The 25,306-nt window shown below is 68.9% G+C and carries 25 protein-coding genes; 14 read left to right on the top strand and 11 right to left on the bottom strand.

Annotation, left to right across the window (positions count from 1 at the left end):
* Positions 1-6: 6 nt before the first annotated feature.
* Complete coding sequence (locus tag ACFO8M_RS22370; protein WP_387979742.1) at positions 7-762, bottom strand: amino acid ABC transporter ATP-binding protein; 756 nt, start codon at positions 760-762, stop codon at positions 7-9.
* Between the two features lie 250 nt (positions 763-1,012).
* Between ACFO8M_RS22370 and lipB the strand changes: the two genes are divergently transcribed.
* A complete protein-coding gene (gene lipB / locus ACFO8M_RS22365; protein WP_387979740.1) occupies positions 1,013-1,684 on the top strand; it encodes a lipoyl(octanoyl) transferase LipB in 672 nt (223 codons plus the stop codon).
* A gap of 63 nt (positions 1,685-1,747) precedes the next feature.
* Here the strand turns inward: lipB and ACFO8M_RS22360 are convergent, their stop codons facing one another.
* Together ACFO8M_RS22360 and ACFO8M_RS22355 are read right to left on the bottom strand one after the other, a co-directional pair.
* Positions 1,748-3,130, bottom strand: coding sequence for an alpha/beta hydrolase (locus ACFO8M_RS22360; RefSeq protein WP_387979738.1), 1,383 nt, complete (start codon positions 3,128-3,130; stop codon positions 1,748-1,750).
* Between the two features lie 228 nt (positions 3,131-3,358).
* Positions 3,359-4,150: an ABC transporter ATP-binding protein gene (locus tag ACFO8M_RS22355; RefSeq protein WP_387979736.1), complete on the bottom strand. Its 792-nt coding sequence runs from the start codon at positions 4,148-4,150 to the stop codon at positions 3,359-3,361.
* Between the two features lie 243 nt (positions 4,151-4,393).
* Here ACFO8M_RS22355 and ACFO8M_RS22350 point away from each other — a divergent pair, with 243 nt between their 5' ends.
* Both ACFO8M_RS22350 and ACFO8M_RS22345 read left to right on the top strand, forming a co-directional pair.
* Positions 4,394-5,461, top strand: a complete 1,068-nt coding sequence (locus ACFO8M_RS22350; protein ID WP_387979734.1) for an ABC transporter ATP-binding protein — start codon at positions 4,394-4,396, stop codon at positions 5,459-5,461.
* The gene (locus tag ACFO8M_RS22345; protein ID WP_387979732.1) at positions 5,458-6,474 is read left to right on the top strand and encodes an ABC transporter permease subunit; all 1,017 of its coding nucleotides are present in this window, start codon (positions 5,458-5,460) and stop codon (positions 6,472-6,474) included. The genes ACFO8M_RS22350 and ACFO8M_RS22345 overlap by 4 nt, the downstream gene beginning before the upstream one ends.
* 299 nt (positions 6,475-6,773) lie before the next feature.
* Here the strand turns inward: ACFO8M_RS22345 and ACFO8M_RS22340 are convergent, their stop codons facing one another.
* On the bottom strand, positions 6,774-7,943 hold the full coding sequence (locus ACFO8M_RS22340; protein WP_387979730.1) for an ROK family transcriptional regulator: 1,170 nt from the start codon (positions 7,941-7,943) through the stop codon (positions 6,774-6,776).
* A 397-nt stretch (positions 7,944-8,340) separates the two neighbouring features.
* Positions 8,341-13,203, bottom strand: a complete 4,863-nt coding sequence (locus ACFO8M_RS22335) for an NAD-glutamate dehydrogenase (protein ID WP_387979728.1) — start codon at positions 13,201-13,203, stop codon at positions 8,341-8,343.
* Positions 13,204-13,388: 185 nt separating this feature from the next.
* Between ACFO8M_RS22335 and ACFO8M_RS22330 the strand changes: the two genes are divergently transcribed.
* The 11 genes from ACFO8M_RS22330 to ACFO8M_RS22280 all read left to right on the top strand — a co-directional run bounded on the left by ACFO8M_RS22330 (position 13,389) and on the right by ACFO8M_RS22280 (position 19,586).
* Positions 13,389-13,994: a DUF4178 domain-containing protein gene (locus ACFO8M_RS22330; protein WP_387979726.1), complete on the top strand. Its 606-nt coding sequence runs from the start codon at positions 13,389-13,391 to the stop codon at positions 13,992-13,994.
* 53 nt (positions 13,995-14,047) lie between these two features.
* On the top strand, positions 14,048-14,566 hold the full coding sequence (locus ACFO8M_RS22325; RefSeq protein ID WP_387979725.1) for a DUF2617 family protein: 519 nt from the start codon (positions 14,048-14,050) through the stop codon (positions 14,564-14,566).
* Between the two features lie 57 nt (positions 14,567-14,623).
* Positions 14,624-15,088 (top strand): DUF4247 domain-containing protein, encoded by a 465-nt coding sequence (locus tag ACFO8M_RS22320; RefSeq protein ID WP_387979724.1) that lies wholly within the window; start codon positions 14,624-14,626, stop codon positions 15,086-15,088.
* A 36-nt stretch (positions 15,089-15,124) separates the two neighbouring features.
* Entirely contained in the window at positions 15,125-15,571 is a 447-nt protein-coding gene (locus tag ACFO8M_RS22315) for a DUF350 domain-containing protein (protein WP_387979722.1), read from the top strand.
* Between the two features lie 26 nt (positions 15,572-15,597).
* Positions 15,598-17,145 carry a polyamine aminopropyltransferase gene (locus ACFO8M_RS22310; protein WP_387980780.1) on the top strand — a complete coding sequence of 516 codons (1,548 nt, stop codon included), beginning with the start codon at positions 15,598-15,600 and terminating at the stop codon, positions 17,143-17,145.
* Between the two features lie 7 nt (positions 17,146-17,152).
* Positions 17,153-17,563 (top strand): hypothetical protein, encoded by a 411-nt coding sequence (locus tag ACFO8M_RS22305; RefSeq protein ID WP_387979721.1) that lies wholly within the window; start codon positions 17,153-17,155, stop codon positions 17,561-17,563.
* 100 nt (positions 17,564-17,663) lie between these two features.
* Positions 17,664-18,074 carry a hypothetical protein gene (locus ACFO8M_RS22300; RefSeq protein ID WP_387979719.1) on the top strand — a complete coding sequence of 137 codons (411 nt, stop codon included), beginning with the start codon at positions 17,664-17,666 and terminating at the stop codon, positions 18,072-18,074.
* 110 nt (positions 18,075-18,184) lie between these two features.
* Entirely contained in the window at positions 18,185-18,598 is a 414-nt protein-coding gene (locus tag ACFO8M_RS22295; RefSeq protein WP_387979717.1) for a hypothetical protein, read from the top strand.
* A gap of 174 nt (positions 18,599-18,772) precedes the next feature.
* A complete protein-coding gene (locus ACFO8M_RS22290; protein ID WP_387979715.1) occupies positions 18,773-19,159 on the top strand; it encodes a hypothetical protein in 387 nt (128 codons plus the stop codon).
* A gap of 9 nt (positions 19,160-19,168) precedes the next feature.
* Positions 19,169-19,315, top strand: coding sequence for a hypothetical protein (locus ACFO8M_RS22285; RefSeq protein ID WP_387979713.1), 147 nt, complete (start codon positions 19,169-19,171; stop codon positions 19,313-19,315).
* 139 nt (positions 19,316-19,454) lie between these two features.
* On the top strand, positions 19,455-19,586 hold the full coding sequence (locus tag ACFO8M_RS22280; RefSeq protein WP_387979711.1) for a hypothetical protein: 132 nt from the start codon (positions 19,455-19,457) through the stop codon (positions 19,584-19,586).
* Between the two features lie 53 nt (positions 19,587-19,639).
* Here the strand turns inward: ACFO8M_RS22280 and ACFO8M_RS22275 are convergent, their stop codons facing one another.
* From ACFO8M_RS22275 to ACFO8M_RS22250, 6 genes are all read right to left on the bottom strand, one after another.
* Positions 19,640-20,827 carry an RtcB family protein gene (locus tag ACFO8M_RS22275; protein ID WP_387979709.1) on the bottom strand — a complete coding sequence of 396 codons (1,188 nt, stop codon included), beginning with the start codon at positions 20,825-20,827 and terminating at the stop codon, positions 19,640-19,642.
* 100 nt (positions 20,828-20,927) lie between these two features.
* Positions 20,928-21,971 (bottom strand): DUF308 domain-containing protein, encoded by a 1,044-nt coding sequence (locus tag ACFO8M_RS22270; RefSeq protein ID WP_387979708.1) that lies wholly within the window; start codon positions 21,969-21,971, stop codon positions 20,928-20,930.
* A gap of 132 nt (positions 21,972-22,103) precedes the next feature.
* On the bottom strand, positions 22,104-23,018 hold the full coding sequence (locus ACFO8M_RS22265; RefSeq protein ID WP_387979707.1) for an arginase family protein: 915 nt from the start codon (positions 23,016-23,018) through the stop codon (positions 22,104-22,106).
* 150 nt (positions 23,019-23,168) lie between these two features.
* The gene (locus tag ACFO8M_RS22260; protein ID WP_387979705.1) at positions 23,169-24,044 is read right to left on the bottom strand and encodes a co-chaperone YbbN; all 876 of its coding nucleotides are present in this window, start codon (positions 24,042-24,044) and stop codon (positions 23,169-23,171) included.
* 74 nt (positions 24,045-24,118) lie between these two features.
* Positions 24,119-24,583, bottom strand: a complete 465-nt coding sequence (rnhA, locus tag ACFO8M_RS22255; protein ID WP_387979703.1) for a ribonuclease HI — start codon at positions 24,581-24,583, stop codon at positions 24,119-24,121.
* A gap of 10 nt (positions 24,584-24,593) precedes the next feature.
* The gene (locus ACFO8M_RS22250; protein ID WP_387979701.1) at positions 24,594-25,184 is read right to left on the bottom strand and encodes a TMEM165/GDT1 family protein; all 591 of its coding nucleotides are present in this window, start codon (positions 25,182-25,184) and stop codon (positions 24,594-24,596) included.
* Positions 25,185-25,306: the final 122 nt, after the last annotated feature.

Genomic DNA, 25,306 nt, shown 5'->3' with positions numbered 1-25,306 from the left:
GTTGCTTTAGTGGCTCATGACCTTGGACAGGAAGTCCTGGGCGCGCTCGGTCTGCGGGTTGTCGAAGAACTCGTCGGGCGTCGCGGTCTCGACGATCTGGCCTTCGGCCATGAACACGACCCGGTTGGCCGCGCGGCGCGCGAAGCCCATCTCGTGGGTGACGACGACCATCGTCATGCCCTCGCGGGCGAGGTCCTGCATGACGTCGAGGACCTCGTTGATCATCTCGGGGTCCAGCGCGGAGGTCGGCTCGTCGAACATCATGAGCTTCGGGTCCATGGCCAGGCCGCGGGCGATGGCCACGCGCTGCTGCTGGCCGCCGGAGAGCTGCGAGGGGTAGACGTCGGCCTTGCCGGTCAGGCCCACGCGCTCCAGGAGCTGGCGGGCGCGGGCGTCGGCCTTGGCCTTGGGCACGCGGCGGACCTTGATCGGGCCGAGCGTGATGTTCTGCAGCACCGTGAGGTGCGCGAAGAGGTTGAAGTGCTGGAAGACCATGCCGACGTCGGCGCGCAGGTGGGCGAGCGCCCGACCCTCGGCCGGGAGGGGCTTGCCGCCCACGGTGATGTCACCGGAATCGACGGTCTCGAGCCGGTTGATCGTGCGGCACAGGGTGGACTTGCCGGAGCCGGAGGGTCCGATGAGGACCACCACCTCGCCGTCCTCCACGGTCAGGTCGATGTCCTTGAGCGCGTGGAGGTCTCCGAAGTGCTTGTTCACACCGGAGATGCTGACCATCGGAGCCTTCGGCTGCGTTGATTCCATTCGTGTCCCTGTTGTCGTGTGCAACCCTCGACTGCTGCGGGGCGAGCGGATTGTCTTGAGTACCTGGAAATAGTAGTGTGACAGCTCACGCGCGGTTAGCGGGGCGGCCAGAGCCGCAACTAGTCGGCAATTAAGTAACAGCATCATAAAGAACGACCTGCGCATAACGGGTACGACGCTTCGATGGAACAACGGTGACGCATACGGCGTCCGGTGGCCGCGGGGGCGCTCGGAGGATTAGGGTCGATCCATGACCGCAACCGTGGGAATCGCGAGCGTCGCAGGCGGGAAGATCACCGTCGAACGGCGCGGCCTGGTGGACTACCAGGAGGCCTGGGACTACCAGAAGGAACTGCAGCAGCGGCGGATCGACGACGAGATCGGCGATACCGTGCTGCTCCTCCAGCATCCGAGCGTGTACACCGCCGGGAGGCGCACCGAGACGTGGGCGCTGCCGCAGGACGGCACGCCGGTCGTCACCGTCGACCGCGGCGGGCAGATCACCTGGCACGGGCCGGGGCAGATCGTGGGCTATCCGATCATCAAGCTGCGCAAGAAGACCGACATCGTCGGCTATGTGCGGCGGGTCGAGGACGCGATCGCGGCGGTCTGCCACGAGTTCGGGGTGGCCTCGGCGCGGGGCCGGATGCACGACCGCACCGGCGTGTGGCTCCCGGCGGACGACAAGGGCCCGGAGCGGAAGATCTGCGCGATCGGCGTGCGGGTGCGGTGGGCGACGACCATGCACGGCTTCGCGCTCAACTGCAACCCGGACATGAGCTACTGGGAGCGGATCGCGCCGTGCGCGATCACCGACGCCGATGTCACGAGCCTGTCGCAGGAGCTGGGCCGCGAGGTCACCGTGGAAGAAGCCATGCCGGTGGTCGAGAAGCACCTGGGACTGCTGCTCGAAAGCGAGTAGCGAGCGTTTGACTTGGCGGGCGCGGCCTTTGGGTCGCGCCCGTTTCGCTTGCCCGGGCGGCGTTTAGGAGCAGCCCTCGTAGGCTTCGGGCTGCTCGTCGGCGAGCTCGGGGGTCTCGTTCATGAGGACCTTGAAGATGTTGTTCCAGGCGTCGGACTCGGGGTAGAAGATCTCCGAGTGCGAGTGGACCCCTTCGACGGCTTTGCCGGAGAGGCCCTGGTCGGCGAGGCTCAGGCCGTAGTCGTCGACGGCGTCGGGCGCGTCCGAGAGGTAGCCGGTGACCAGGTTCCGGTTGCCGGGGAAGTCGTCGGGGTCGGCGCCGTGGCCGAGGAGCGGCACGTAGGGCATGCCCTGGACGTAGGAGATCGGGTCGCCGGGCCCGGTGATGGAGTAGCGGGGCCGGCAGGGCTCGGTGTAGTCCTCCGGGCTGTAGACGTCGTTGCCCATGCCGGCCGAGGCGATGTGGAGGACCTGGTCGGCCTCGACGTCGTAGGTCTCGGCGTAGCCGATGACCGCGCCGCCGTATGAGTGGCCGGCGAGGGTCAGCGGGGTGTCCTCGCCGATCTGGGACCGCAGGTCGGTGGTGAAGGACGCGAGGCTCTCGGCGGCGACCTGCGACCAGGAGGCCCAGGACTCCTCGATCCAGCCGGAGGGCCAGGAGGCGGCGGCCCAGACGACGATCGCGAGCTCGCCGTCGGCGGCATCCACAAAGGATTTCGCGCGGTTGTAGTAGAGCTCGAAGTTCTCGCTGGAGAGCACGGCGGAGCCGCCGGGGACGAGGACGGCGACGTTCTCGGCGGTGTCGAGGTCGCCGACGACCTCGATCCAGGAGCCGTCGCCGTTGTTGTTGTAGGGGTCGAGGTACAGGAACTGGCGGTCGGTGCCGACCAGCGCTTCGAGCTCCTCGCGGGCGGGGCGCTCGGCTTCGTCGGTCCAGGGCCGGTCGGGGCTGTCGTACGTGGTGGAGGTCGCGGTGGTGGCTTCGAGGATGAGCTTGTTCGCGGTGATGCGGGCGTCGAAGGGGGCGCCGGGCATCTCGGCGACGACCGAGGGGTAGAGGACGGCGAGCCACGCGGTGGCGTCCTCGCCGAGGTCGGTGAAGAAGTCGTTGACTTCGAGCGGGTCGAGGCCGCCGCCGGCGTCGTAGAGCGAGGCGAGCGCGGCGCCGAGCTCGCCGGAGTCGGCGGTGGGTTCGGCGGCGACGAGGGAGGCGGCGGTCGCGGGGTCGGCGAGGGCCGTTTCGAGGGCGGCGGCGGGGTCGTCGCCGGGGACGGGGGCGTCGGCGCGCAGGGCGGCGAGCTCGCCGGCCGGATCGGCGGCGAGGACGGGGACCGCTTGGAGCTGATCGGCCTCGGCCTCGCCGAGGCGGGTCAGGCCGACGAGGTAAACGAGCGCGAAAACGGCGACGGCCGTCACAACCGTCGATCGCCACCACCGAAATCTCACCGAGTCAGCCTAACCGAGGACGCCCAGGCCCGGCGAACGCTGCGCGTGTGAGCGCAGCCTCCGGCAGGTGAAAACGAGGGCAGGAGCCGAGCCGCTGAGGGCCGTGTTTCGGGCCCGGCTTCGGCGAAGCTTGCGAGCCGTAAATTGGCACGGTCGAAACCCTGACGCTCGAGTCCGACAGTTTCGTCCGGATTCGGGGCGAGGGTGGCGCGGTTCACGCCTGGTGGGTCAGGCCGCGGTGGCGGTGAAGCGGCTGCCGTTCGCGGTGAGGGTGAGCGGGAGGCCGAAGGCCTTGGAGAGGGTCTCCGAGGTCAGCGCCTCCTCGATCGGGCCCGCGGCGATCACGCCGCCGCCCGAGAGGACCATCGCGTGCGTGAACCCGGGCGGGATCTCCTCCACGTGGTGTGTCACCAGCACCAGGGCCGGGGCGGCCTCGTCTCGCGCGAGACCGGCGAGGGTCGCGACCAGCGCTTCGCGTGCGCCCAGGTCGAGTCCGGCCGCCGGCTCGTCGAGCAGCAGCAGCTCGGGGTCGGTCATGAGCGCCCGGGCGATGAGCACGCGCTTGCGCTCGCCCTCTGAGAGCGTCCCGAAGAGCCTGTCGGCGAGCTGTGCGACGCCGAGCCAGCGCAGCAGCGAGGCGGCGCGCTCGTCGTCCTGAGGGTCGTACTCCTCGCGCCAGCGGCCCATCATGCCCCACGCGGCGGTCCGCACCACGTCGAAGGACTTCTCGTCGTTCGGGATCGCGTCGGCGACCTGCGTGGTGGTCAGGCCGATGCGGGGCCGCAGTTCGAACACGTCGACGCGTCCGAGGCGCTCGCCGAGGATCTCCACCACGCCGGAAGTGGGGTGGTTGCGCGCGGCCGCTAGGTTGAGCAGCGTCGTCTTCCCGGCGCCGTTGGGGCCGAGGACGACCCACCGCTGGTCGGCGTCGACTTGCCAGTCGACACCGTCGAGGAGCTGGTTGCCGCCGCGTCGGACGGTGACGCCGGACAGGTCGAGGACGCGTTCAGACTGAGCCACGGGTCAATGAAACCACGGGCCCCGGACGAACGGTCGCGGGCGGCCCTCGGCGGCGGGAGTACGACACACGGACGAACGACCCGCCCGCGTCCCCAGCGCGGATCTCCGGATCGTGCAACGGCGCCGCGTCCGGCGGCGTCTGAACAAGAAACGCCGAAGGCGTCCCGCATACGGGAAACGTCCCGGCGCGCCGCGTAAGCGGCCGGTCACCCCGACCGATTTCCTCCTAACTGGAATGAGCACATGCCCCCCATCATCGAGATATCGGGGTTGAGGAAGACCTATTCGAGGGCCTTCCGTCAGCCGCACAACGCATTGGACGGCCTCGACATGGAGGTCACCGCGGGCCAGGTGCACGGTTTCCTGGGCCCCAACGGCTCCGGCAAGACCACGACCCTGCGGGCCCTGCTCGGCCTCATCCGCGTCAACGGCGGGACCATGCGGATATTCGGCGAGGAGGTGCCGCACCGGCTGCCCGAGGTGGTCCCGCGGATCGGCGCCGTGGTCGAGTCCCCGCAGTTCTTCAAGCACTTCTCCGGACGTCTGACGCTTCAGCTGCTCGCCGAGAGCGCGGGCGTCTCGAAGGCGCGGGTCGAGGAGGTCCTGGAGCAGGTCGGTTTGCGCGACTCGGCCAAGGGTGCCGTCAAGGGCTACTCGCTGGGCATGCGCCAGCGCCTCGCGGTCGCGCAGGCGCTGCTGAAGCAGCCGCAGCTGTTGATCCTGGACGAGCCCGCGAACGGGCTCGACCCGGCCGGGATCCACCACATGCGCGAGCTGCTGCAGTGGCTCGCGAAGTCCCAGGGCGTGACCGTGGTCGTCAGCTCGCACCTGCTCTCCGAGGTGCAGCAGTTGTGCGATTCGATGACGATCGTCTCCAGGGGGCGGCGCATCGTCGACGGCAAGGTGGCCGACATCATTGCCGGACATGGCGAGTCGAGCCTGAGCGTCCGTTTCCCGGACGTGGCTTCGCTGCCGGAGGCGGCCGAGGCGCTCAAGGCGGCTTCGGGGACGCTCGATGCGGCGAATGCCGCGGTGGAGGCCTCGGTCGACCGCGACCGGCTCGTGGTCAAGGGTGCGCCGGAGCCCGCGTGGGTGACGAAGACGCTCGCGGACGCGGGGATCTACCTGTCCGAGTTGCAGACCGAGACGAAGAACCTGGAGTCGGTGTTCCTGGAGTTGACCGGCACCGCGCCGGTCCCGGGCCAGACCGTCCAGATCGGGCAGTCGATCGAGGTGCCGCAGGCGCCGCCCGTGCCGGTCACCAGCGGTGAAATGACGATCGAGGTCGAATCGGAAGGGGCCGAGCGGTGAACCTGTTCAAGTCCGAACTGCGGCGCATCGCGCGCCGCCGCCTGTCGCTGGTCTTCGGCATCATCGCCGCGGCGGGGCTGCTGGTGCTGGCCGGGGTCTTCTGGTTCACCTCGAGCAAGGGCCCGACGGAGGCCGAGCTCGCTGAGGCGCAGGCCGAGGCGGACCGGATGAACGAGGAGAACTACGACTACGACGAATGCGTCGACGACGAGGCGTACTTCGAATCCGAGGAGTACAGCTGGATCGAAGGCGAGCCGTACTACGAGGACATGACCCACGAGGAGCTCTGCGCCGACATGTTCGGCATGTGGACCGCCGAGGACCTCATCTGGACTTACACGTTCGTGTTCGCCGACGAGAGCCCGCTGATCCTCATCGGCGTGGTGATCATCGCGGGCCTGATCATGATGATGCTCGGGTCCTCGGCGATCGGCGCCGAGTGGTCGAGCGGCGGGTTGTCGAACCTGCTGCTGTGGCACCCGAACCGGTTGAAGGTGTGGGGCGCGAAGCTCGGCGCGGCCTCCGTGGTGTGCGCGGCGGCGGTGATCGTGCTGCTGGGGCTCGCTTTCGGGTTGCTGTACGTGACCGCGGCCGCCCGCGGCGAGATCGGTGAGTTGAACTCGGCGTGGTGGGACGAGAACCTGCCGAAGTTCGCGCGCGCCGGACTGCTGTCGGTCGGCATGACCGTGCTCGGTGCGTCGCTTGCGATGCTGGGGCGGCACACCGCGATCTCGGGCGGCATCATCGCCGGCTATCTCATCGTCGGCGACATGCTGGTGCGGTTCGCGGGCATGGCGATGCAGATGCCGTTCTCTGAGCGCTTGTCGCTGTACACGTGGGTGACCGCGTGGATCGACGGGAAGATCGAGCTGGAGGACTGGAGCGACATGTACGCGCAGCAGCCGGAGATCATGGTGATCACCTCGAGTGAGGCCGGGCTGCTGCTGGGCGGGATCGTGCTCGCCTTCGCGGCCTTGGCGACCTGGGCGTTCCAGCGGCGCGACGTGTCGTAGCCGCCTAGGCGCGGTAGCGCGTGACGCGTGATATGCCACTGCGTTCCAGCGATTGAACCCGTTGGAGCCGTTCGAAAGTGGTGGTGCGTGATGCGTGCCGCGTGACATATCACTGTCTGAGTGAAGCGTGAGTAGACGCAGCACCGCCCGCGGCGATCCGCGGGCGGTGCTGCGTCGTGCTAATGGCGAGCGCGGGCGACGTTGCGCCTCTGGGAGGGCGAAGGCGGGCGAAGCGACAGCATGCGTCACCGCGGCACTCAATCGAAGCGAGTGTTTCGACGCGGGCGGCGCCGCGGCGGTCAGTCGAGGAGGCTTTCGCGGACGGCGTCGAGTCCGTGGAGGATCGCGCCGCGCATGACCGGTTCGTCCGTGACCGAGCCTGCGACCACCGAGGGGTTGACCGGGGCGAGCTGGGAGGTCTGGGCGGCGACGCGTCCGGCGAGTTCGAGCCCGCCCGAGTAGCCGACGGGGCCGCCGAGGACGACCACAGTGGGGTCGAGGAGGACGCAGACGGCGACGATGCCGAGGGCGATGCCGCGCGCGATCTCGTCGAGGCAGGCCGCGCCGTCCGGGCCGGCGGCGATGGCCGCGGTGAGGACGTCTTCGGGTTCGGTGGCTTCGAAGCCGTGCTTCGTGCCGATGTCGATCACCGCGTCGCCGCCGATGACGCGCTGGTAGGAGCCCTTGGAGAGACGGGTGACGACGCCGCCGGTGGGCAGTTCGCCGCCGGGCACGGGAAGGAACCCGATCTCGCCGGCCGCGCCGCTGGCGCCGCGGTAGAGCTGGCCGTTGAGGATGACGCCGAGGCCGAGGCCGCCGCCGAACCAGGCGTACACGAAGTCCGTGGCCCCGCCCGCGCCGCCGGAGCGCTGCTCCGCGAGGCACGCGAGGTTGACGTCGTTCTCGATGGTGACGGCGGGAGTGAACTCCTCGTCCAATGCGGTGCGCAGGCCGCGGTGCCAGGCCGGGAGGTTCCAGGAGAAGCCGATGTCGCCGCTGGCGGGGTCGATGACGCCGGGAGTGCCGAGGACGATCCGCTGCACCTTGGCCATCTCGACGCCGGCGTCGGCGACGGAGTCGGTGACGACGCGGCGGACCACGGCCACCGGGTCGGTCGAGTTCTCGACGTCGATCTCGGCGCGGCCGACGATGCGTCCGGTGAAGTCGGCGCAGGCCGCCTTGGTGGTCACGGGCCCGACTTCGACGCCGACGACGTACGTGAAGGTCGGCACGGCGGCATACAGCGACGCGTTGGGGCCGCGCCCGCCGGACTTGGAGCCGACGACTTCGACGAGGCCGCGGGACTGGAGTCGCTCCATCATCTGCGAGGCGGTGACCTTGGACATCGAGGTGCGCTCGGCGAGCTGGGCGCGGGTCTGGGGGCCGTCCTCCAGCAGGAGTTTGAGCGCGGCCTGATCGTTCAGGACGCGCAGCAGTTTCGGCACCCCGGGGGTGTGGCTCTTCGGCATTCGTACTTCCTTCTCCTCCGAGCCCACATTATCCACGGGGCCCCACAGGGCACGACTCCAGCTAGCGCGCGAAAGCCGAACGGGTGATCGGTAAACGCCCAGCAGACCACTCGAACGATCCACCACGGCCCGGCCGACCGAAGCCGACCGGACGAAAATGTCAGACCCTATGTCAGGGTTTTGACCGTGCCAATTGACGGCTCGCAAGCTTCGCCAGGGCCGGGCCTGCGATACGGCCTTCGAGGTCTCAGTCCCTGCCCATCAACCGCCGGCCATTATGGCCCGGCTCACGGTCGGGACCAAACTGTCGTACCCCCATGTCAGGGTTTTGACCGGGGGCCTGCGATACGGCGCTCAGGGCCTCGGCCCCTGCCCGCGAAACCCCCGGCCGCCAACGTCATTCGCCGTCGGTTTCGACCAGGCCTCGGATCTGGCGCAGCGACACCGACAGGACCGCGAGCTTCTCGTCCGATCGCTCGGCCTCATCCGTCGCCTCATGGATGCGCTCGATCTCGGCGGCGTTCCGCTCGGCCCACGAGTCGACCGCCTCGGCCGGGTCCGTGCCCGGCTTCGCCTGCAGCACACTGGCGGTCAGGCCCGCCATCGCCCCGTACAGGTCGTAGCGCAGCGCCGAGCGCGCGAGCGTCTGCCACCGGTTCGTGCGCGGCAGCGCCGAGATCTCGTTGAGGATCTCGTCGAGGTGCACCCGCGCCGCGATCCCGTAGTAGACCTCCGCCGTCTGCTCCAGGTCGGTGTCGTTCACCCGGGCGCACTCCACCACGTCGACCAGGCCGAATCCGAAGATCGGCGCCGAAGCGTCCCGCGCGATCTCGGCGGGCATGCCCTGCTCCTCCAGCTGTTCGCAGAACCGCTCGAACCCGACCGCCTCTGAATCGGTCAGCAGCTCCGGCAGCCGCGGCTGCAGCACCGCGAGCCCCGGGCGCAGCCGCTCGGTCTCGGCGGACACGTCCAACGTCCCGCGCCGGTGCTGCACGAGCCAGCGCACGCCCCGGTCGAGGAGCCTGCGGATCACCAGCATGCCCGCGATCTGCGCGTCCTGCGGCACCTGGTTGTCGAGCGCCTCGATGCGCCGCCACAGGCCCGGCAGGCCGAAGGCGTCGCGGATGATCACGTAGGCGCGGACGACGTCCACGACGTCGGCGCCGGTCTCGTCGGCGATGCGGAACAGGAACGTGGTGCCGGCGCGGTTCACGGCCTCGCCCACGACCGCGGTGGTGATGATCTCGCGGCGCAGCGGGTGGTCGTCCATGAGGTCGGCGTACGGTTCGCGCAGCGGCGCGGGGAAGTACTCGCGCAGGACCGGCGTGGTCCAGTCCTCGTCGGGCAGGCCGGAGTCGAGCACGGCGCGCTTGGCCCAGATCTTCACGTACGAGAGCAGCACGGAGAGTTCGGGTTCGGTGAGCGCAGTCCCGGTGGTGGTGCGTTCCTTGAGCTGCTTGTCGGTCGGCAGGCCCTCGATCTCGCGGTCGAGGCCGACGGTCTTCTCCAGGTGCTTCATCAGTCTGATGTGGACGGGCAGGAGGCGGGTGCCGAGGCGTCGGGCGTTGGCCAGGGCCATGTTCTGGCCGTAGTTGTCCGCGAGCACCGCGTCGGCGACGTCGTCGGCCATGTCCATGAACAGCCGGTCGCGGCTGCCGGGGTCGACGCGTCCGGTGAGCGCGGCCGAGCGCAGCAGGATCTTGATGTTCACTTCGTGGTCCGAAGTGTCCACTCCGGCCGAGTTGTCGATGAAGTCGGTGTTGCAGCGGCCGCCGACGTCTTCGGGGCCGCCGGCCAGCGCGTACTCGATGCGGCCGAGCTGGGTGAAGCCGAGGTTGCCGCCCTCGCCGATGACCCGGCAGCGCAGCTGCTCGCCGTTGACGCGCACGGCGTCGTTGGCCTTGTCCCCCGCGTCCGCGTCGGTCTGGACCGTGGCCTTGACGTAGGTGCCGATGCCGCCGTTCCAGAGCAGATCGACTGGGGCGGTGAGGATCGCGCGGATGAGTTCGGGCGGGGTGAGGTCCTTGACGTCGGCGTCGATGCCGAGCGCGGTGCGGACCTCGTCGGAGACGGGGATCGATTTCGCCGAGCGTTCCCACACGCCGCCGCCCGCGGAGATGAGCGTCGGGTCGTAGTCGGCCCAGGTCGAGCGCGGCATGTTGAACAGGCGGTTGCGTTCGGAGAAGGACGCGGCGGCGACGGGGTTCGGGTCGATGAAGATGTGCATGTGGTTGAACGCGGCGACGAGCCGGATGTGCTCGGAGAGCAGCATGCCGTTGCCGAAGACGTCGCCGCCCATGTCGCCGATGCCGACGACGGTGAAGTCCTGCGTCTGCGTGTCCAGGCCTTCGGCGCGGAAGTGGCGTTTGACGGATTCCCAGGCGCCCCTTGCGGTGATGCCCATCTTCTTGTGGTCGTAGCCGACCGAGCCGCCTGAGGCGAACGCGTCGCCGAGCCAGAAGCCGTATTCGGCGGCGACGGCGTTGGCGATGTCGGAGAAGGTGGCCGTGCCCTTGTCGGCGGCGACGACGAGGTAGGGGTCGTCGCCGTCGTGGCGGATCACATTGGGCGGGGGCACCACGGTGTTGTCGGCGTCGCGGTTGTCGGTGATGTCGAGCAGTGCGGAGATGAACTCCCGGTACCGGGCCACGCCTTCGGCCTGGTATTCGGCCCGGTCGGCGAACGCGCTGCGTTTGAGCACGAACCCGCCCTTGGCGCCCACCGGTGTGATGACGGTGTTCTTGACCTCCTGGGCTTTCACGAGGCCGAGGATCTCGGTGCGGAAGTCCTCCTTGCGGTCGGACCAGCGCAGGCCGCCGCGGGCGACCCGCCCGTATCGCATGTGGACGCCCTCGAAGTGGGGGGAGTACACGAACACTTCGAACATGGGGCGGGGCTTGGGCAGGAAGTCGATGGCGCGGGCGTCGAACTTGAACGCCACGTACTCCTTCGGGCGTCCTGAGGTCGCCCGCTGGAAGTAGGAGGTCCGCAGGGTGGAGCGGATCAGGGTGAGGAAGGCGCGGAGGATCCGGTCGGCGTCGAGGTTCGGGACGGCGGCGAGGCCGTCGGCGAGCGAGGCGTCGATGCGGGCGACGGCGGCTTCCCGGTCGGCGCCGACGCGCGGGTCGAAGCGGGCTTCGAAGAGCCGCACCAGGTTCGCCGCGATGGACGGGTAGGCGCCCAGTGTGGAGGCGATGAACGCCTGGGAGAACACGAACCCGCACTGGCGCAGGTATTTCGCGAGGGCGCGGAGCACCACGACCTGGCGCCAGGTGAGGCCGGCGGCGATCACGAGCTCGTTGAACCGGTCGGATTCGGCCTCGCCGGTCCAGGCGGCGCGGAAGGCGTTCTCGAAGCGGTTGCGCAGCTGCGGCACCGATTCGGCGGCGCGGCCGGGCAGTTGGAGCCCGAAGTCGTGCAGGTGGATCGTGCCGTCGTCGCGTTTGATGTGGTAGGGGCGCTCTTCGGAGACTTTGACGCCGAGGTGGCGCAGCACCGGCAGCGCTTCGGAGAGGCCGATCGCCTGCTCGAACGCGTAGATCTTGAAGTGGACGTCGTCGTCGTCGCCGCGGCGGCGGAACAGCTGCAGCTCCATGTCGCCGCGTTCGCGGAGCATCTCGAGCTTCGCGATGTCCTTGGCGGCGTCGATCGGCGGGTGCTCGGCCTTGTACGCGGGCGGGTAGGCGCCCGCGTAGGCCTTCGCGAGCGTGCGGGCCTGGCCTTCGCCGATGTGATGGTCGAGCTGGAGGACGAGGTCGGCGTCCCAGGAGCGGGTGGCGTCGGCGAGTTCGGCCTGGATCGACTCGACGTCGACGGGCGGGTGGTCGGCGAACGGGTCGATGCGCACGACGAAGTGCAGGCGGGCGAGCACCGACTCGGTGACGCGGGCGTCGTAGTCGATCTGGGCGCCGTGCAGGCGGCGGCGCAGGATCTCCTCGATCTTCTGGCGGTTCTCGGTGTTGTACCGGTCCCGAGGCAGGTAGACGAGGCAGGAGTAGAAGCGGCCGTATACGTCTCGGCGCGCGAACAGGCGCAGGCGGCGGCGGCCGGCGAGGCGCAGCACGCCCATCGCGGTGGTGTACAGGTCGTCGGTGCGGGCCTGGAACAGCTCGTCCCGCGGGTAGGTCTCCAGGGCGGTGACCAGGTCCTTCCCGGAGTGGGAGGAGAGGGTCACGCCGGAGCGGGCGAGCACGTCCTGCACTTTCCGTTTCACCACGGGCAGTTCGGTGACGCTGGAGAGGTATGCGGCGGAGGTGAACAGGCCGAGGAAGCGCAGCTCGCCGTCGGGTTCGCCGTCGGCGCCGAAGGTCTTCACGCCGATGTAGTCCATGAAGGACGTGCGGTGGACGGTGGAGCGGGCGTTGGACTTGGTGATCACGAGCAGGCGCTTCTCGCCGATCTGGGCGCGCGCGTCGGCGTTGAACGACGGGATCGGGCGCGGCGCGGCCGGGGCCTTGCGCAGCAGGCCCAGGCCGGTCTCGGCCAGCGGGGTGAGCGCCTGGTCGTCGCCTTCGCCCACGAGCCTGTACTGGCGGAACCCCAGGAACGTGAACTTGTCGTCGGCGAGCCAGCGCAGCAGTTCGACGGTGTCGTCGATGTCTTTGGGCGGCACCGGGATCGGGGTGGTGCCTTCGGCGCCGACGGCGGCGCGGTCGAGGTCCTCGGCGATCGAGAGGGCCTTGGCGCGCATGGCCTGCCAGTCGGTGACGCACGCGCCGACGTCCGAGAGGACTTCGCGGATGTCCGCTTCGAGCTCGGCGAGGAAGTCGGTGTCGGCGACGCGCTGGGTCTCGATGTGCATCCACGACTCGGTGCGGCCCTCGGCGGGGACTTCGAGGAGCACGCCGTCGTCGTCGCGCCGCACGGGGACGATGGGGTGGACGAACACGGAGATGTCGATGCCGTGCTTGTTGAACAGGCCGGTGAGAGAGTCGACGAGGAACGGCGAGTCGTCGCAGACGATGTCGACGCGGGTCGAGGAGGCGGCGTCGGGGCCGTCGGCGTCCTCGGGGCAGTCCAGTTCCAGGGCGACTTCGCCGGGGGCGCGGACCTCGGCCATGCGGCGGTGGTGGGCGGTGGTCTCCAAGAGCTGCTGGGCGCTGCGTCCGACGAGGTCGTCGTCGGCCACGAGACTCCAGTAGAGCTCGACCAGCCTCGCCAGCGATTCGTCGGAGCCGGCCAATCGGGCGGCCTCCTGGAGTAGTTCCTCCCGGTCGGGGAGGGTCTCGCGGAACTCTTCGTCGCCGATGAACGCCAACACGTCTCGATCTCCAGTCCGAATCGACTCGGTCCACCTCATCGTGGGCCGTCTACAGGCTAGATCTTAGGGATCCGAGTCGGCAGCTTAGGGTTCGCAGGTGACACGGCGGTTACACCACCGTTGCCAAGTTGGCGGTACAGTGACGTCAAGGAACCATCCCGCACTCACCATGTGAAGGCACCGCCATGACCCTCGTCGTCATCCTGCTCATCGTCGCCGCCGTCTTCGCCGGCTGGTGGCTGTGGCGCAAGAACTCCCGCAAGAGCGAACCGGCCCCGCCGCCGGGCCCCGTGGACCCGTTCGCCGACGCCGACACCGACGTGCTGCGCGGCGACCCCCGGCGGATCAAGGCAGCCGACCTCGTCGAACTCTACGGCAAGACCCTCGCCGTGCGCGGCACTCTGCGACTCTCCGAGGGCGACTACCAGTGGGCGGAGCACTTCCTCGACACCGGCACCGGCGTCAAGCGCTGGCTCTCGGTCGAGGCCGACCCTGACATCGAGATCGTCCTGTGGGAGGAGGTCACCGACACCGACCTCCAGCCCGGTCCGCGTGAACTCAGTCACGAGGGCGTGTCGTTCCGGTCGGACGAGAAGGGCAAGGCGAAGTACGTCAGCGAGGCGACGACGGGCCTGGCGCCCGCCGGCACGCTGCGCTACCACGACTACGCCGGGCCGCAGGGGCAGAAGCTCTCCTTCGAGGCCTACGGGGACGACGCCAAGTGGGAGGTGGCGAAGGGGCTTACCCTGGACCGCAACCAGATCACGATCTACCACCAAAGCGAAGCCTGACCCTCCGATCCCCCGTCCCCTTCAGGGAGCACACGCTGATAGCGCACATCGAGGTGCCGTACGCCGACGTCTCGGCCGCCTCGCTCACCTTCCGGCCCGACGCCCCGTCGATGCCGGTCCTCGACCTGCTCGAGCGCGACGCCGGGCCGCTGCGGCTCTCGCTGCGGCTGCTCGGCGCCAGCCACCAGGCCGTGGTCGCCACCCCCGACGGGCTCATCAGTGAGACCCTCGCCTACCGGACCGACCTCGCGCCGGACCTCCCCGAGGCGTTCAGCCAGCGCGTCGGCTCCTGGCGGCACCGCTACGAGTGCACTGTGGAGAAGCTCACGGTTCCCGAACTGCGCCAGCGGGTCCGGTCCTTGCGGGACCGGGCGGTGCTGCGCACCGTCGAGCCCGACCTGCTCGTCGGCGTGTTCGGCGAGGACCCGGACGCGCTCACCGCGCTGGAGGTCACCGGTACGGCGCCGCTGTCGTGGCGGACCGTCCACACCTACCCGCAGTACGGCGAGGTCGTGACCACGACCAGCACCGTCGCCTCCACCAGCGCCACCGGCACTGGCGTACCCAGGTAGCGGCAGCGCGACCGTAAGCTGAACCGACTCCCCGACAGGACGACCCGAGGACCACCGATGAGCAACCACCAGCAGCCCCCGCCGCCGCCCGCCACGCGCGGCCTGAACTGGAAGCACTGGACTGCGATCATTGTCGTGCTCGCCCTGTGCTGCGGCGGCGTGTTCCTGATGAACACGAACTTCTCGAACCCGACCGACACGATCCGCGACCACTACACGCGGGCCGCGAACCTCGACGAGGGCGGCGGGAAGGCGTACACCTCGAGCTCGTCCCCGGCGACGGTGGCCGACGAGATCGACGACGACGCCGAGGCCCGCGAGGAGCGCTCCTCGGGCGGCGTCTACTACCTCCAGTACTCCAAGCACATCGTCGCCGTCTCGCCCTACAACGGCGGCTCGAAGATCCTGCTGCACGATTACCGCAGCGGCTACAACCACTACTCCTCGGTGTTCATCCTGTGGGGCTGGTCGTCCTCGCCCCCTTCGCCGTTCCGCGGCGGCGGCCCCGGCTCCGGCAAGTAGCCCGAACCCAATCCAGAGAAGGAAAGGCAGCCCATCATGCTCGCACAGGTTGAAAATCAGCTGGGAGGGTTCGGGGGCGACGTCGCCGGCGCACTCGCCTACAGCGTCATCGGCATCGTGCTGATGGTGTTGGGGTTCTTCATCGTCGACTGGCTCACCCCCGGCAAGCTCGGGGAGCTCATCTGGACCCAGCGCAACCGCAACGCCGCACTCCTGTTGTCCTCCAACCTGCTCGGTGTCGGCCTCATCGTGGTCGGCGCCATCTGGGCCTCGGAGGGCAACCTCGTCGGCGGCGTGATCTCGACGTTCGTCTTCGGCGTCATCGGCCTCGGCGCCATGGCCGTGGCGTTCCTCATCCTCGACGTGATCACCCCCGGGAAACTGGGCGCGCTCGTCGTCGACGAGGAACCCCACCCGGCCGTGTGGGTCAGCTCGGCGATGCACGTCGCCCTGGGCGGGGTCATCGCGATGGCGCTGTCTTGACCACTGAGGTCGCCCCTCGAGCTGTGATGTCGGCGCGCCGGGTCCGCCTGGCGCGCTTCGGCCTGCTCGCCACCGCGTTCGCGGTCTCGGCGTGCGGCCTCGTGTACGAACTGGCGCTCATCACCTTGGGCGCCTACCTGGTCGGGAACACCGCGAAGCAGGCGTCGATCGTCCTGGCGGTCATGGTGTTCGCGATGGGGCTGGGGGCGTTGGCCGCGAAGCCGCTGCGCCGCTGGCCCGCGCTGTCGTTCGCCGCCGTGGAACTGGCGCTGGCGCTGCTCGGCGGGTTCAGCGTGATGCTGCTGTACGCGGCGTTCTCGTGGACCAACCTGTACAGCCTGCCGCTGGTGGTCGTGGCCGCGGCGATCGGTCTCCTGATCGGCGCCGAGATCCCGCTGCTCATGGAACTGCTGCAACGCATCCGGGAGCAGGCTGCGGGCGCGGCCGTCGCGGACCTCAACGCGGCCGACTACCTGGGCGGGCTCATCGGCGGCCTGGCGTTCCCGTTCCTCCTGCTGCCGTTCTTCGGGCAGATCCAGGGCGCGCTGCTGGTGGGCGCGGTGAACGCGGTCGCCGGGGTGCTGCTGGTCTGGATCCTGTTCAAGAACGACCTTTCCAAAATGGCGAAGCAGCTGCTCACGCTCGTGGCGGCGTTGACGGCGCTCCTCCTGGTCGCGGCCTTCGCCTACACCGACAAGTTCGAGACGCAGGCGCGCCAAGCGCTGTACGCGGCCCCGATCGTCTACAGCGAGGACAGCCGGTACCAGCAGATCGTGATGACCGAGGCGGCCTCGCCGTTCGGCGAGCAGGACCTGCGGCTGTACCTCAACGGCGACCTCCAGTTCTCCTCAGTGGACGAATACCGGTACCACGAGGCGCTCGTGCACCCGGCCATGAACGGCCCCCACGAGAACGTCCTGGTCCTCGGCGGCGGCGACGGCCTCGCGGTGCGCGAGATCCTGCGCTACCCCGACGTCGAGACGGTGACCCTCGTCGACCTCGACGGCGCCGTCACCGACCTGGCCCGGGAGTTCGACGACCTGGTGGCGCTCAACGACGACGCGATGAACGACCCCAAGGTCGAGATCGTCAACGCGGACGCGTTCACCTGGCTGCGGCAGCAGACCGGCACCTGGGACACGATCATCGTCGACATGCCCGATCCGGACGCGACGGAGACCGCGAAGCTGTACTCGGTCGAGTTCTACGGCCTCGCCACCGATCACCTCGATGACACCGGCAGGATGGTCGTCCAGAGCGGGTCGCCCTACTTCGCGCCCAAGACGTTCTGGACCATCAGTGCCACACTCGAAGCGGCCGGACACGCGACGAGCCCGTACTGGGTGAGCGTGCCCAGCTTCGGCGACTGGGGCTACCATCTCGTCCAGGCGGACGGCGAAGCCCCGGCCCTCGGCCTCGACACCTCGGTCGGGCCGTTCCGCTCCCTCACCCCCGAACTCATCGAAGCCGCCCAGGTCTTCGCGCCCGACCGGGCCCGCATGGACATGGAACCCTCGACCCTCATGCACCCGGTGATCCTGGACCGGGTCGAATCCGAGTGGCAGAACTATTGAGGCCGTCATGCACCCGCACGTGATCACCGTCCGCCACAACCCGGCCGTCGCCGGACTCCTCAGCGCCCTCGGTGCCGTGGTGCTCATCGGCGGGCTCGCGTTCATGTCGGGCCCGTCTGGGGTGATCGGCACGCTCGGGTTGGTGTTCTCGGGGGCCGTCTCGCTCACGATCGGCATCCTCCAGTTCGCGAAACCGTACTGCGTCTTCGAACCCGCCTCAGGGACCCTGCGGCTCGTCGACGTCTTCGGCTACAAGGACAAGCTCCACGGCGCCCCGGTCGACGAGCGCCTCTATTACAACGGCCGCAACATCATCTGCGTCCTCCCCGACGGTGCCCACCGTGCAGTGAAGACCTGGCCGGGCCACACCGCCGACCTCCCCCGCCTGTACGCGTCCGTCCCCTTCCACCCGGCCTGAACCGGACCGGGCGGGGGCGAGCCGGCCGACGGGTCGAATCAGAGTGGTAGCACTACTGAGATACCCTGACGCCCCCATCCCCGATAACTACAGGAACAACATGTCGCAACAGCAGAACCCCTACCGCATCGACGTCAAGTACAGCACCGCCCTCTCGGTCCTGAATGTGGTCGCCGGCGGCCTCCTCTTCCTGCTCGGCGTTCTCGCGCTCCTCGGCGGGAGGATCAGCTTCTGGCTCATCCTCGGACCGCTGCTCCTGATCATGGGGATCCTCTCGTTCTCCAAGCCCTACTGCACCTACGACACCGCGACCGGTGCCCTGGACCTGTTCCACCCCTTCGGCTACCGCATGCGCTCCTACGGGGCCCCGAAAGGCGAGCGCATCTACTTCGACCCGGCCAAGTCCAAGATCATGCGCGCCCGTCAGAACGGCGGCCCGCGCAAGGTCAGCATGGTCGGCATGAACAAGGACGAACTCGCCCGCCTCATCTCGGTCCTCCCCCAGGCTTAGACGCCGAATCCCCGACAACAGAAGGGCCCGAACGCCTCCGCGCTCGGGCCCTTCGTCGTTCACTGCCGCTATGCTGAAGGCCCTCCTGCCCCTCCCCCACAGGAGACGCGATGCCGTCGTCCCATGCCTCCCGCCACCTCGAGATCCGCTTCGCCCGCCGCTGGTCGGTCGTCATGTGCGCCATGGGCGTCGTGCTGCTGATCTGCGCGGCCCTGTCGCTGCTGATGCCGTTCGTGCCGACCATGGGCCCCTTCGCCCTCGCGGGCCTGGCGTTCCTGGCCGGCGGTCTGCGCTCGCTGTGCAAACCCCGGTACCGGTATGACACCGAAACCCGTGCGCTCACCGTGTACATGGCCGTCGGCCCCGGTACGAAAGGCATCGGCGCGCCGAAAGGCGAACGAGTCTATTTCGACGGCAAGAGGATCATGCGTGAACTCCCGGACGGAAGCCGCCGCCGCGTGAGCACCGTGGGCGCCAATAAAGACGATCTCGCACTGCTCATCGCCGCGCTTCCCCAGGGATAAGCCCGAATCAACACCCCAAAGTGGATCTTGGCACGAAATGTGCCAATCATCGATCCCGCCTGTCAAGGACCCGACAAACGCCATTCCTTGTACCGCCGCAGCGTCGCTTGCCGCCGACACTGAAACGGGTTCAATCGAATCCATCACCAAGCCCCAAACAAAGGCGATCAAGGCATGAAGAAGATCATCTTCGCAATGGCGGCCATCGCGGCCGCCGTCCTGCTCTCCCTTTCCTCGTCCGCCACCGCCTCGGCGGAGACCACCCCGGTGCCCACCGCTCCTGCGGGCACCTCGGTCTCGCCGACCGACGTCGACGTCCAGCAGACCTGCCGGGCCCGCTTCGAGCAGGCCGTCAACCACCGGGCCAGCCCGAACACCGGCTCCACCCGTCTCGGCATCGTCACCGCCAACACCTGGGTGCCCGCCGCGTGCAGCCGCACCGCCGGCGGCAGCTACACCGCCTGCGGCACCACCAGCACCTACTGGGTTCGCGTCTACTGGAACGGGGCTTGGGGCTACGTCGCCTGGTCCTGCATCCTCGACTGGGAGTACACCTCCTAGCGGATCGTCTTGACCGACACTGAACAGAGCACCGCGATGGGCGCCGACTCGGTCGACGCCCATCGTCGCGCCCGCCGAGTGTCGCCGCCGGTGTTCTCCACGGCCGCTTCCCGCCCGGCCTCGTCCATCCCCGACCAGGCCTCGGGAAGCTCGTAGCAGAGGCGCGCAGCCTCGCCTGTGGGACTCGCCCTCGAAGCAGCTCGATCCGCAACGGGCCCAAGGCTGCCAGACCAAGACCGCGATCCCCGAGGAGCATCGCGACGACCGCCGCGACACCGAGCGGCACCCACGCATCGTGAACCTGGCCACGAGCCTGCTCACCCGGCACTTCCTCATGAAGGGCCGCCAGGCCACCGAAGCGGTCATCCACGAGATCCTCGGCCAGATCGTGATGCCCCTGATCACCCCGGACCGCACCGCGACATGACGAAGGACCGGACGGCTTTCCGTCCGGCCCTTCGTCTTTCGATCCCTCGCCGATCAACCCTTGACACAGATGACCTGGCGCAGCCGCGCCACGATCTCCACAAGGTCCGACTGGGCCGCCATGACTTCCTCGATGTCCTTGTACGCGCCGGGGATCTCGTCGAGCACACCCGCGTCCTTGCGACACTCCACGCCCTCGGTCTGCGCGATGAGGTCTTCGACCGTGAAGCGCTTCTTCGCCGCGTTGCGACTCATCTTCCGCCCCGCGCCATGCGAAGCCGACTCGTAGGCCTCGCCGTTGCCCAAGCCGCGCACGATGAAGCTCGAAGCGCCCATCGAACCGGGGATGATCCCCATGTCCCCGAACCCGGCGCGGATCGCGCCCTTGCGGGTGACCAGGAGGTCCTGCCCGTAGTGCTTCTCTTCCGCCACATAGTTGTGGTGGACCGAGATCTCGGGCTCGAAGCGCGCCGTCGGGAACCGCTTCTTCACCACTCGGCGAAACAGCGCCATCATGACGGCCCGGTTCCGGCGCGCGTACTCCTGCGCCCAGAACAGGTCGCGCCGGTAGGCCTCCATCTGCGGCGTATCGGCGATGAACACCGCCAGGTCGGGGTCCGGCAAGTCCAAGTTGTGCGGCAGGCCCTTCGCCTTCTCGATGTGATGCTGCGCAAGGGCATTGCCGACGTACCGCGAGCCCGAGTGGAGCATCATCCAGACCTGTCCATCATCGGATAGACACAGCTCAATATAATGATTTCCAGATCCTAGCGTTCCGAGCTGCTTCATCGCCTTCGCCTCGGTCCGACGCGCCACCTGAGGCGCCAGTTCGCCGAAGCCCGACCAGAACTCGTGCCACCCGTGCAAACCCGTCTTGACGTGGCCGGTGTCGACCGAGCTCTTGTGCATCGCCTGGCCGACCGGAATGGCGGCCTCGATCGCCGAACGGAGCCGCCCGAGGTCGTCGGGCAGGTCGTCGGCGGTGAGCGAGGTCCGCTGCGCGGTCATGCCGCAGCCGATGTCGACACCGACCGCCGCGGGCGATACCGCACCGCGCATGGCGATGACCGAACCGACCGTGGCGCCGATCCCGTAGTGCACATCGGGCATGACCGCCACACCGTGGACCCAAGGGAGCTTGGCGATGTTGTGGAGCTGACCGAGCGCCTGCGGCTCGACCGAGTCGACATCGCCCCACAGGCGGATCGGAGCCGCATTCGACTTGAGATCGGTGAAGGACATGGAGGGGCTCCTCTCAGAGAGAACATTGTGGACAACCGGCCGAGCTGCGGTGTCAATGTTCCTACGAGAGAAGCCGAATGATCAACGCATTTATTGGAGGCTACTCGAGCCTCCAGGTGCATTCCCCGCTGAACTCCACGCCCGCATCCGAATCGGCGATCTCGATGCGGCCCTGGGAACCGCCGTCGATGTTGTCGTTCGCGATGATCTCGTCGAAGTCCATGCCGAAGCCCGCCAGCCGGGCCACGTAGCAGCTGTCGAGGATCCCGTCGCCTTCGGCTTCGGTGACATAGGTTCCCGGCGGCACTTCCGTGCCGACCTCCCAGACGCCGGGCCCCACTTCGCCTTCCGTTGCCGCCAGGGTCGCCTCCGTCGCCGGCAGCCACTCGCACCCGCCGGAGAACTCCACTCCGGCATCGTCCTCGGCCACCGTGATCCGGCCGCGGGCATCCGACGAGAGATTGGTGTTCGCGATGATGTCGTCGAATTCGCCGCTGAAGCCGGACAGCCGGGCGACGTAGCAGCCCATGAAGCCGTCTTCAGCCCAGGTCACGTAGGTTCCCGGCTCGATCTCCTCGCCGACCTTCCACTGGCCGTCCCCGATGCCGGCCGGTTCCGGCGGCTCCTCACTCGCCGTCTCTGCGGCCTCAGCCGGGTCCGCATCGGATGGTGCGGCCCCATCGGAGGCGCCGGTGATCTCGCCCGCATCGGTCTCCACCGAGCTCGAGGCGGTGTAGGTGACGAAGTTGACGAGGACGCCGAGGAGCAGCGCCGCGATGCCGAGACTCAGGCCGGCGATGGCTGAGGTCCGGTTCGTGGCCTTGCCGCCGTTGGCGTTCGCGATGCCGATCGCGCCGAAGACGATGGCGATGACGCCCGCGATCGCCCCGATGCAGCCGATGTAGGGAATGAGGGCCAGTGCGGCTCCGGCGATGCCGAGCACGAGTGCCGTCAGGCCCATGCCGTTCTTGGGGGCGAACGCCGGCGCCTGGACGACGGGGTACTGCGCGCTGGGCGAGAGGTACGGGTACTGCGGGACCTGGATGGTCGGCTGCGGATGCGTCGGCTCGGGCGCTGCTTCCGGTTGCGGCGCTTCGGGAGCGGGGTCGTTCGGGGCATCACCGCTGGGGGTGGGGTCACTCATCTCGGGCTGCTCTCTTCAGAGGAGTGCGGGGAGGGCTACTCCCTGTAGCGTAATGGTTTCCCTTCGCCGCCATATGGTCCGGACGGATCGAAAGCGACACCGTTTCGGTTGGAGGACTTCAGCAAAGGGTCGCTACTGCAGGGCTTCGACGAGGAGGTCGGCGAGGGCCTTCGCGTATTCGCCGTCGGGATCGTAGTCGGGGTCGAAGACGGTGAGGTCCATGCCGGCGCAGCGGTCGTCGGCGGCGCAGGTGGTGATGATCTGGCTGAGCTCGCCGAGGGAGATGCCGCCCGGGGCCGGGCCGTCGACGGCGGGCATCACCGAGGGGTCGAGGACGTCGGTGTCGACGTGGAGCCAGAACGTCGCCACCTCGCCCAGCGCGTCCAGCGCCCACTCCGCCGAGCGGCCTATCCCGTTGGCGCGCAATGCCGGGACGGTGCGCATCGACACGCCGGAGGCCTCCAGTTCGACCCGGTGCGCGTCGTTCGCGCGCAGGCCGAGCACCACGAGGTGATCGGTGTCGACATAGGGCCGCAGGCCGCCGATGTCGGTGAGGTCGGGCTGGCCGCGGCCGGTGGCCAGCGCCAGCTCCTCGGCCGCCGCGGCACCCACGTACTGCGAGTTCCCGGGGTGGCGGAAGTCGGAGTGCGCGTCGATGAAGACCAGGCCGCGGTCCCTGCGGTCCCGCTCGGTGCGGCGCCGGGCCGCGAGCGCGGGGCCGAGGAGGATCGAGCAGTCGCCGCCGAGGACGAGCGGGAAGCGCCGCTCCTGCCACAGGCGTTCCACGCGGTCGGCGAGGCGCCGCGTGTACTCGGCGATGGCCTTCGCCTGGCCGACGCCGTCGCCGGGCCGCCAGGCGGAGGCGTCGAAGCGCGGCGGGGTGAGGCATCCGGCGTCGACGGCGTTGAGGCGCGAGAGGAGCCGGTGGTCGCGCAGTGCCCCGGGGGCTTTGGCGCAACCGGGCACAGTGCTCGGGGTGGGCGGGCGCAGGCCCAGGTTGGAGGGCGCGTCGAGGACCGCGATGCGTCTCGCTCGAGTCGCTGGCAACGCTCACCTCCCACACTGCACCGGCCACGCTAGCTTGTCACAGCGGACCGCCCCGGCACCAGCTCTGGCCGTCCACCGAACGGCCGAACCTCCACGTCACGACGTGACGTGGAGGTTCGAAGTGCCTTGCGGCGCTGACTATCGGTGCAGTTAGAACAGGACGGCGCTGAGCTTGCGGCGGGCCTTGGCCACGACCGGGTCGTCGACGCCGGCGACGGTGAACAGTTCGACCAGACGCTTGCGCAGGCGCTCGCGGTCGTCGCCGAAGTTCGTTGCCACCAAAGCGATGAGGCGCTCGTAGGCGGCCTCGGCCTGGCCGGACAGGAGCTGGAGGTCCGCGGCGGCGAGGGCCGCGTCGATGCTGGTGGGGTCGGCGTCGGCGATGGCGACGGCGTTGTCGGGCAGGGCTCCGACGCGCCGCAGCATCCGCACCTGCGCGATCCCGGCTTCGGCCTCGCCGGAGGCCGGGTGGTTCTTGAGGTACTTGTCGTAGGCCGCTTCCGCGGCGTCGAGGTCGCCTTCGACCATGAGGTTCTCGGCGGCGGCGAGCTCGGGGTCGGTCGGCTGGGGCACGTCGAGCCCGGCGGCCTGGGTGACGCGGCCGAGCCACTGGCGCAGGCCCTGCTCGGACTGCGGGCCCTGGAGCAGGTCGAGCGGCCGGCCCTGCGCGAGGGCGACGACGGCCGGCAGCGACTGGAGCTGGAGGGCGGCGGCGAGCTGCTGGTTCTGCAGGACGTCGGCCTTCGCGAGGACCCACGCGCCGCCGGCCTCGGCGGCGAGGCGCTGGAGGGCGTCGCGCACCTGGAGGCTCTCGGGCACCTGGTCGGCCCAGAACGCGACGATGACGAGCGCTTCGAGGGAGCGTTCGAGCACTTCGCTCTGGACGGTCGCGTCGGTGACGTCGATCGCGAGGACGCCGCTGGGCACACCTGCCTGCTGCTGCGCGGCCTGCTGCTGTTGCGCGGCGGCGGCGAGGGTGCTGAGGTCGACGCCTCCGGAGAATCGTGACGGTACCTGGTCGCTCATGGTGGTGATTGTTCCATTCTCATCGTGGATCGGGAGCAGGGGCCGGGCGCGATGTGGGCCGCGCGGCTCGTGTTTCAGCGGCGTCCGGCGGCCTCGTCGCGCCCCTTGCCGGCGAGGCGGTCGGCGCGTTCGTTGCCGGGGTCTCCCGCGTGGCCCTTGACCCAGCGCCAGTCCACGTTGTGGCGGGCGGCGGCCTCGTCGAGACGGCGCCACAGGTCGGCGTTCTTGACCGGTTCCTTCTTGGAGTTGATCCAGCCGTTGCGCTTCCAGCCGTTCATCCAGGTCATGATGCCGTTGCGGACGTATGAGGAATCGGTGTAGAGCACGACGTCCATGGGGCGCTTGAGGGTCTCGAGCGCCTGGATCGCGGCCATGAGCTCCATGCGGTTGTTGGTGGTGGCCTTGTCGGAGCCGTACAGCTCCTTCTCGTGCTCGCCCCACTTGTAGTACACGCCCCAGCCCCCTGGCCCGGGGTTGCCGGAGCACGCCCCGTCGGTGTAGATGACGGCGGTGTCCACGTTCGCGTCCGTTTTCGGCATGACCGCCAGCTTAGTCCGCCAGCGCCGAGACGGCCTCGATGCCCAGCAGGACGCCGATCACGAGGAAGAGCGCGGAGGCGACGTAGCGGACGACCTTCGCGGGGATGCGCTTGGCGATCCAGGCGCCGGCGAAGACGGCGAGGAGGTCGGCGGCGAGCATGCCGGCGGTGCCGCCGATCCAGACGCCCCACGGGTTGTAGCTGGAGCCCATGCCCATGGCGATGATCATGGTCTTGTCGCCGAATTCGGCGAGGAACATGGCGGCGACGACGGTGAGCAGGCCGGTGCGGCGTTCCTTGATGGGGCCTTCGGCTTCGTCGTGCCCGTCCTTCTCGGGTTTGAGGCCCCAGAGGCCGAAGCCGATGAACATGATCGCGGCGGCGAGGCGGATCCAGTCGGTGGGGAGGAGGTTCCCGGCGGCGGCGCCGAGTCCGACTGAGATGCCGATGAGGGCGCCGATGGCGATGACGAGGCCGAGGATGACCGTGCGCATCCGGTACTTCGTGGCGAACGACAGGGCCATGAGCTGGCTTTTGTCGCCCATTTCGCCGAGGAATACAGCGCCGAAGGCGATGCCTGCGGCGATGAAGAGTGCGTCCATTGAGGGTGATCCTCCCAGTGTTCATGCCGGGAGGAGAGCAGTCGCGGACCTCGACCCCGGCGCATGCCAAAGACGAAGTCTCGCTCGTCTCGACGATCCGCGACCATGCGGAAGGATCTTGT

Source organism: Glycomyces rhizosphaerae (genome assembly GCF_042647865.1).
GTDB lineage: Bacteria > Actinomycetota > Actinomycetes > Mycobacteriales > Micromonosporaceae > Glycomyces > Glycomyces rhizosphaerae.
Note: the sequence above shows the minus strand (reverse complement) of the source record. Positions and strands in the feature narration are given on the sequence as shown.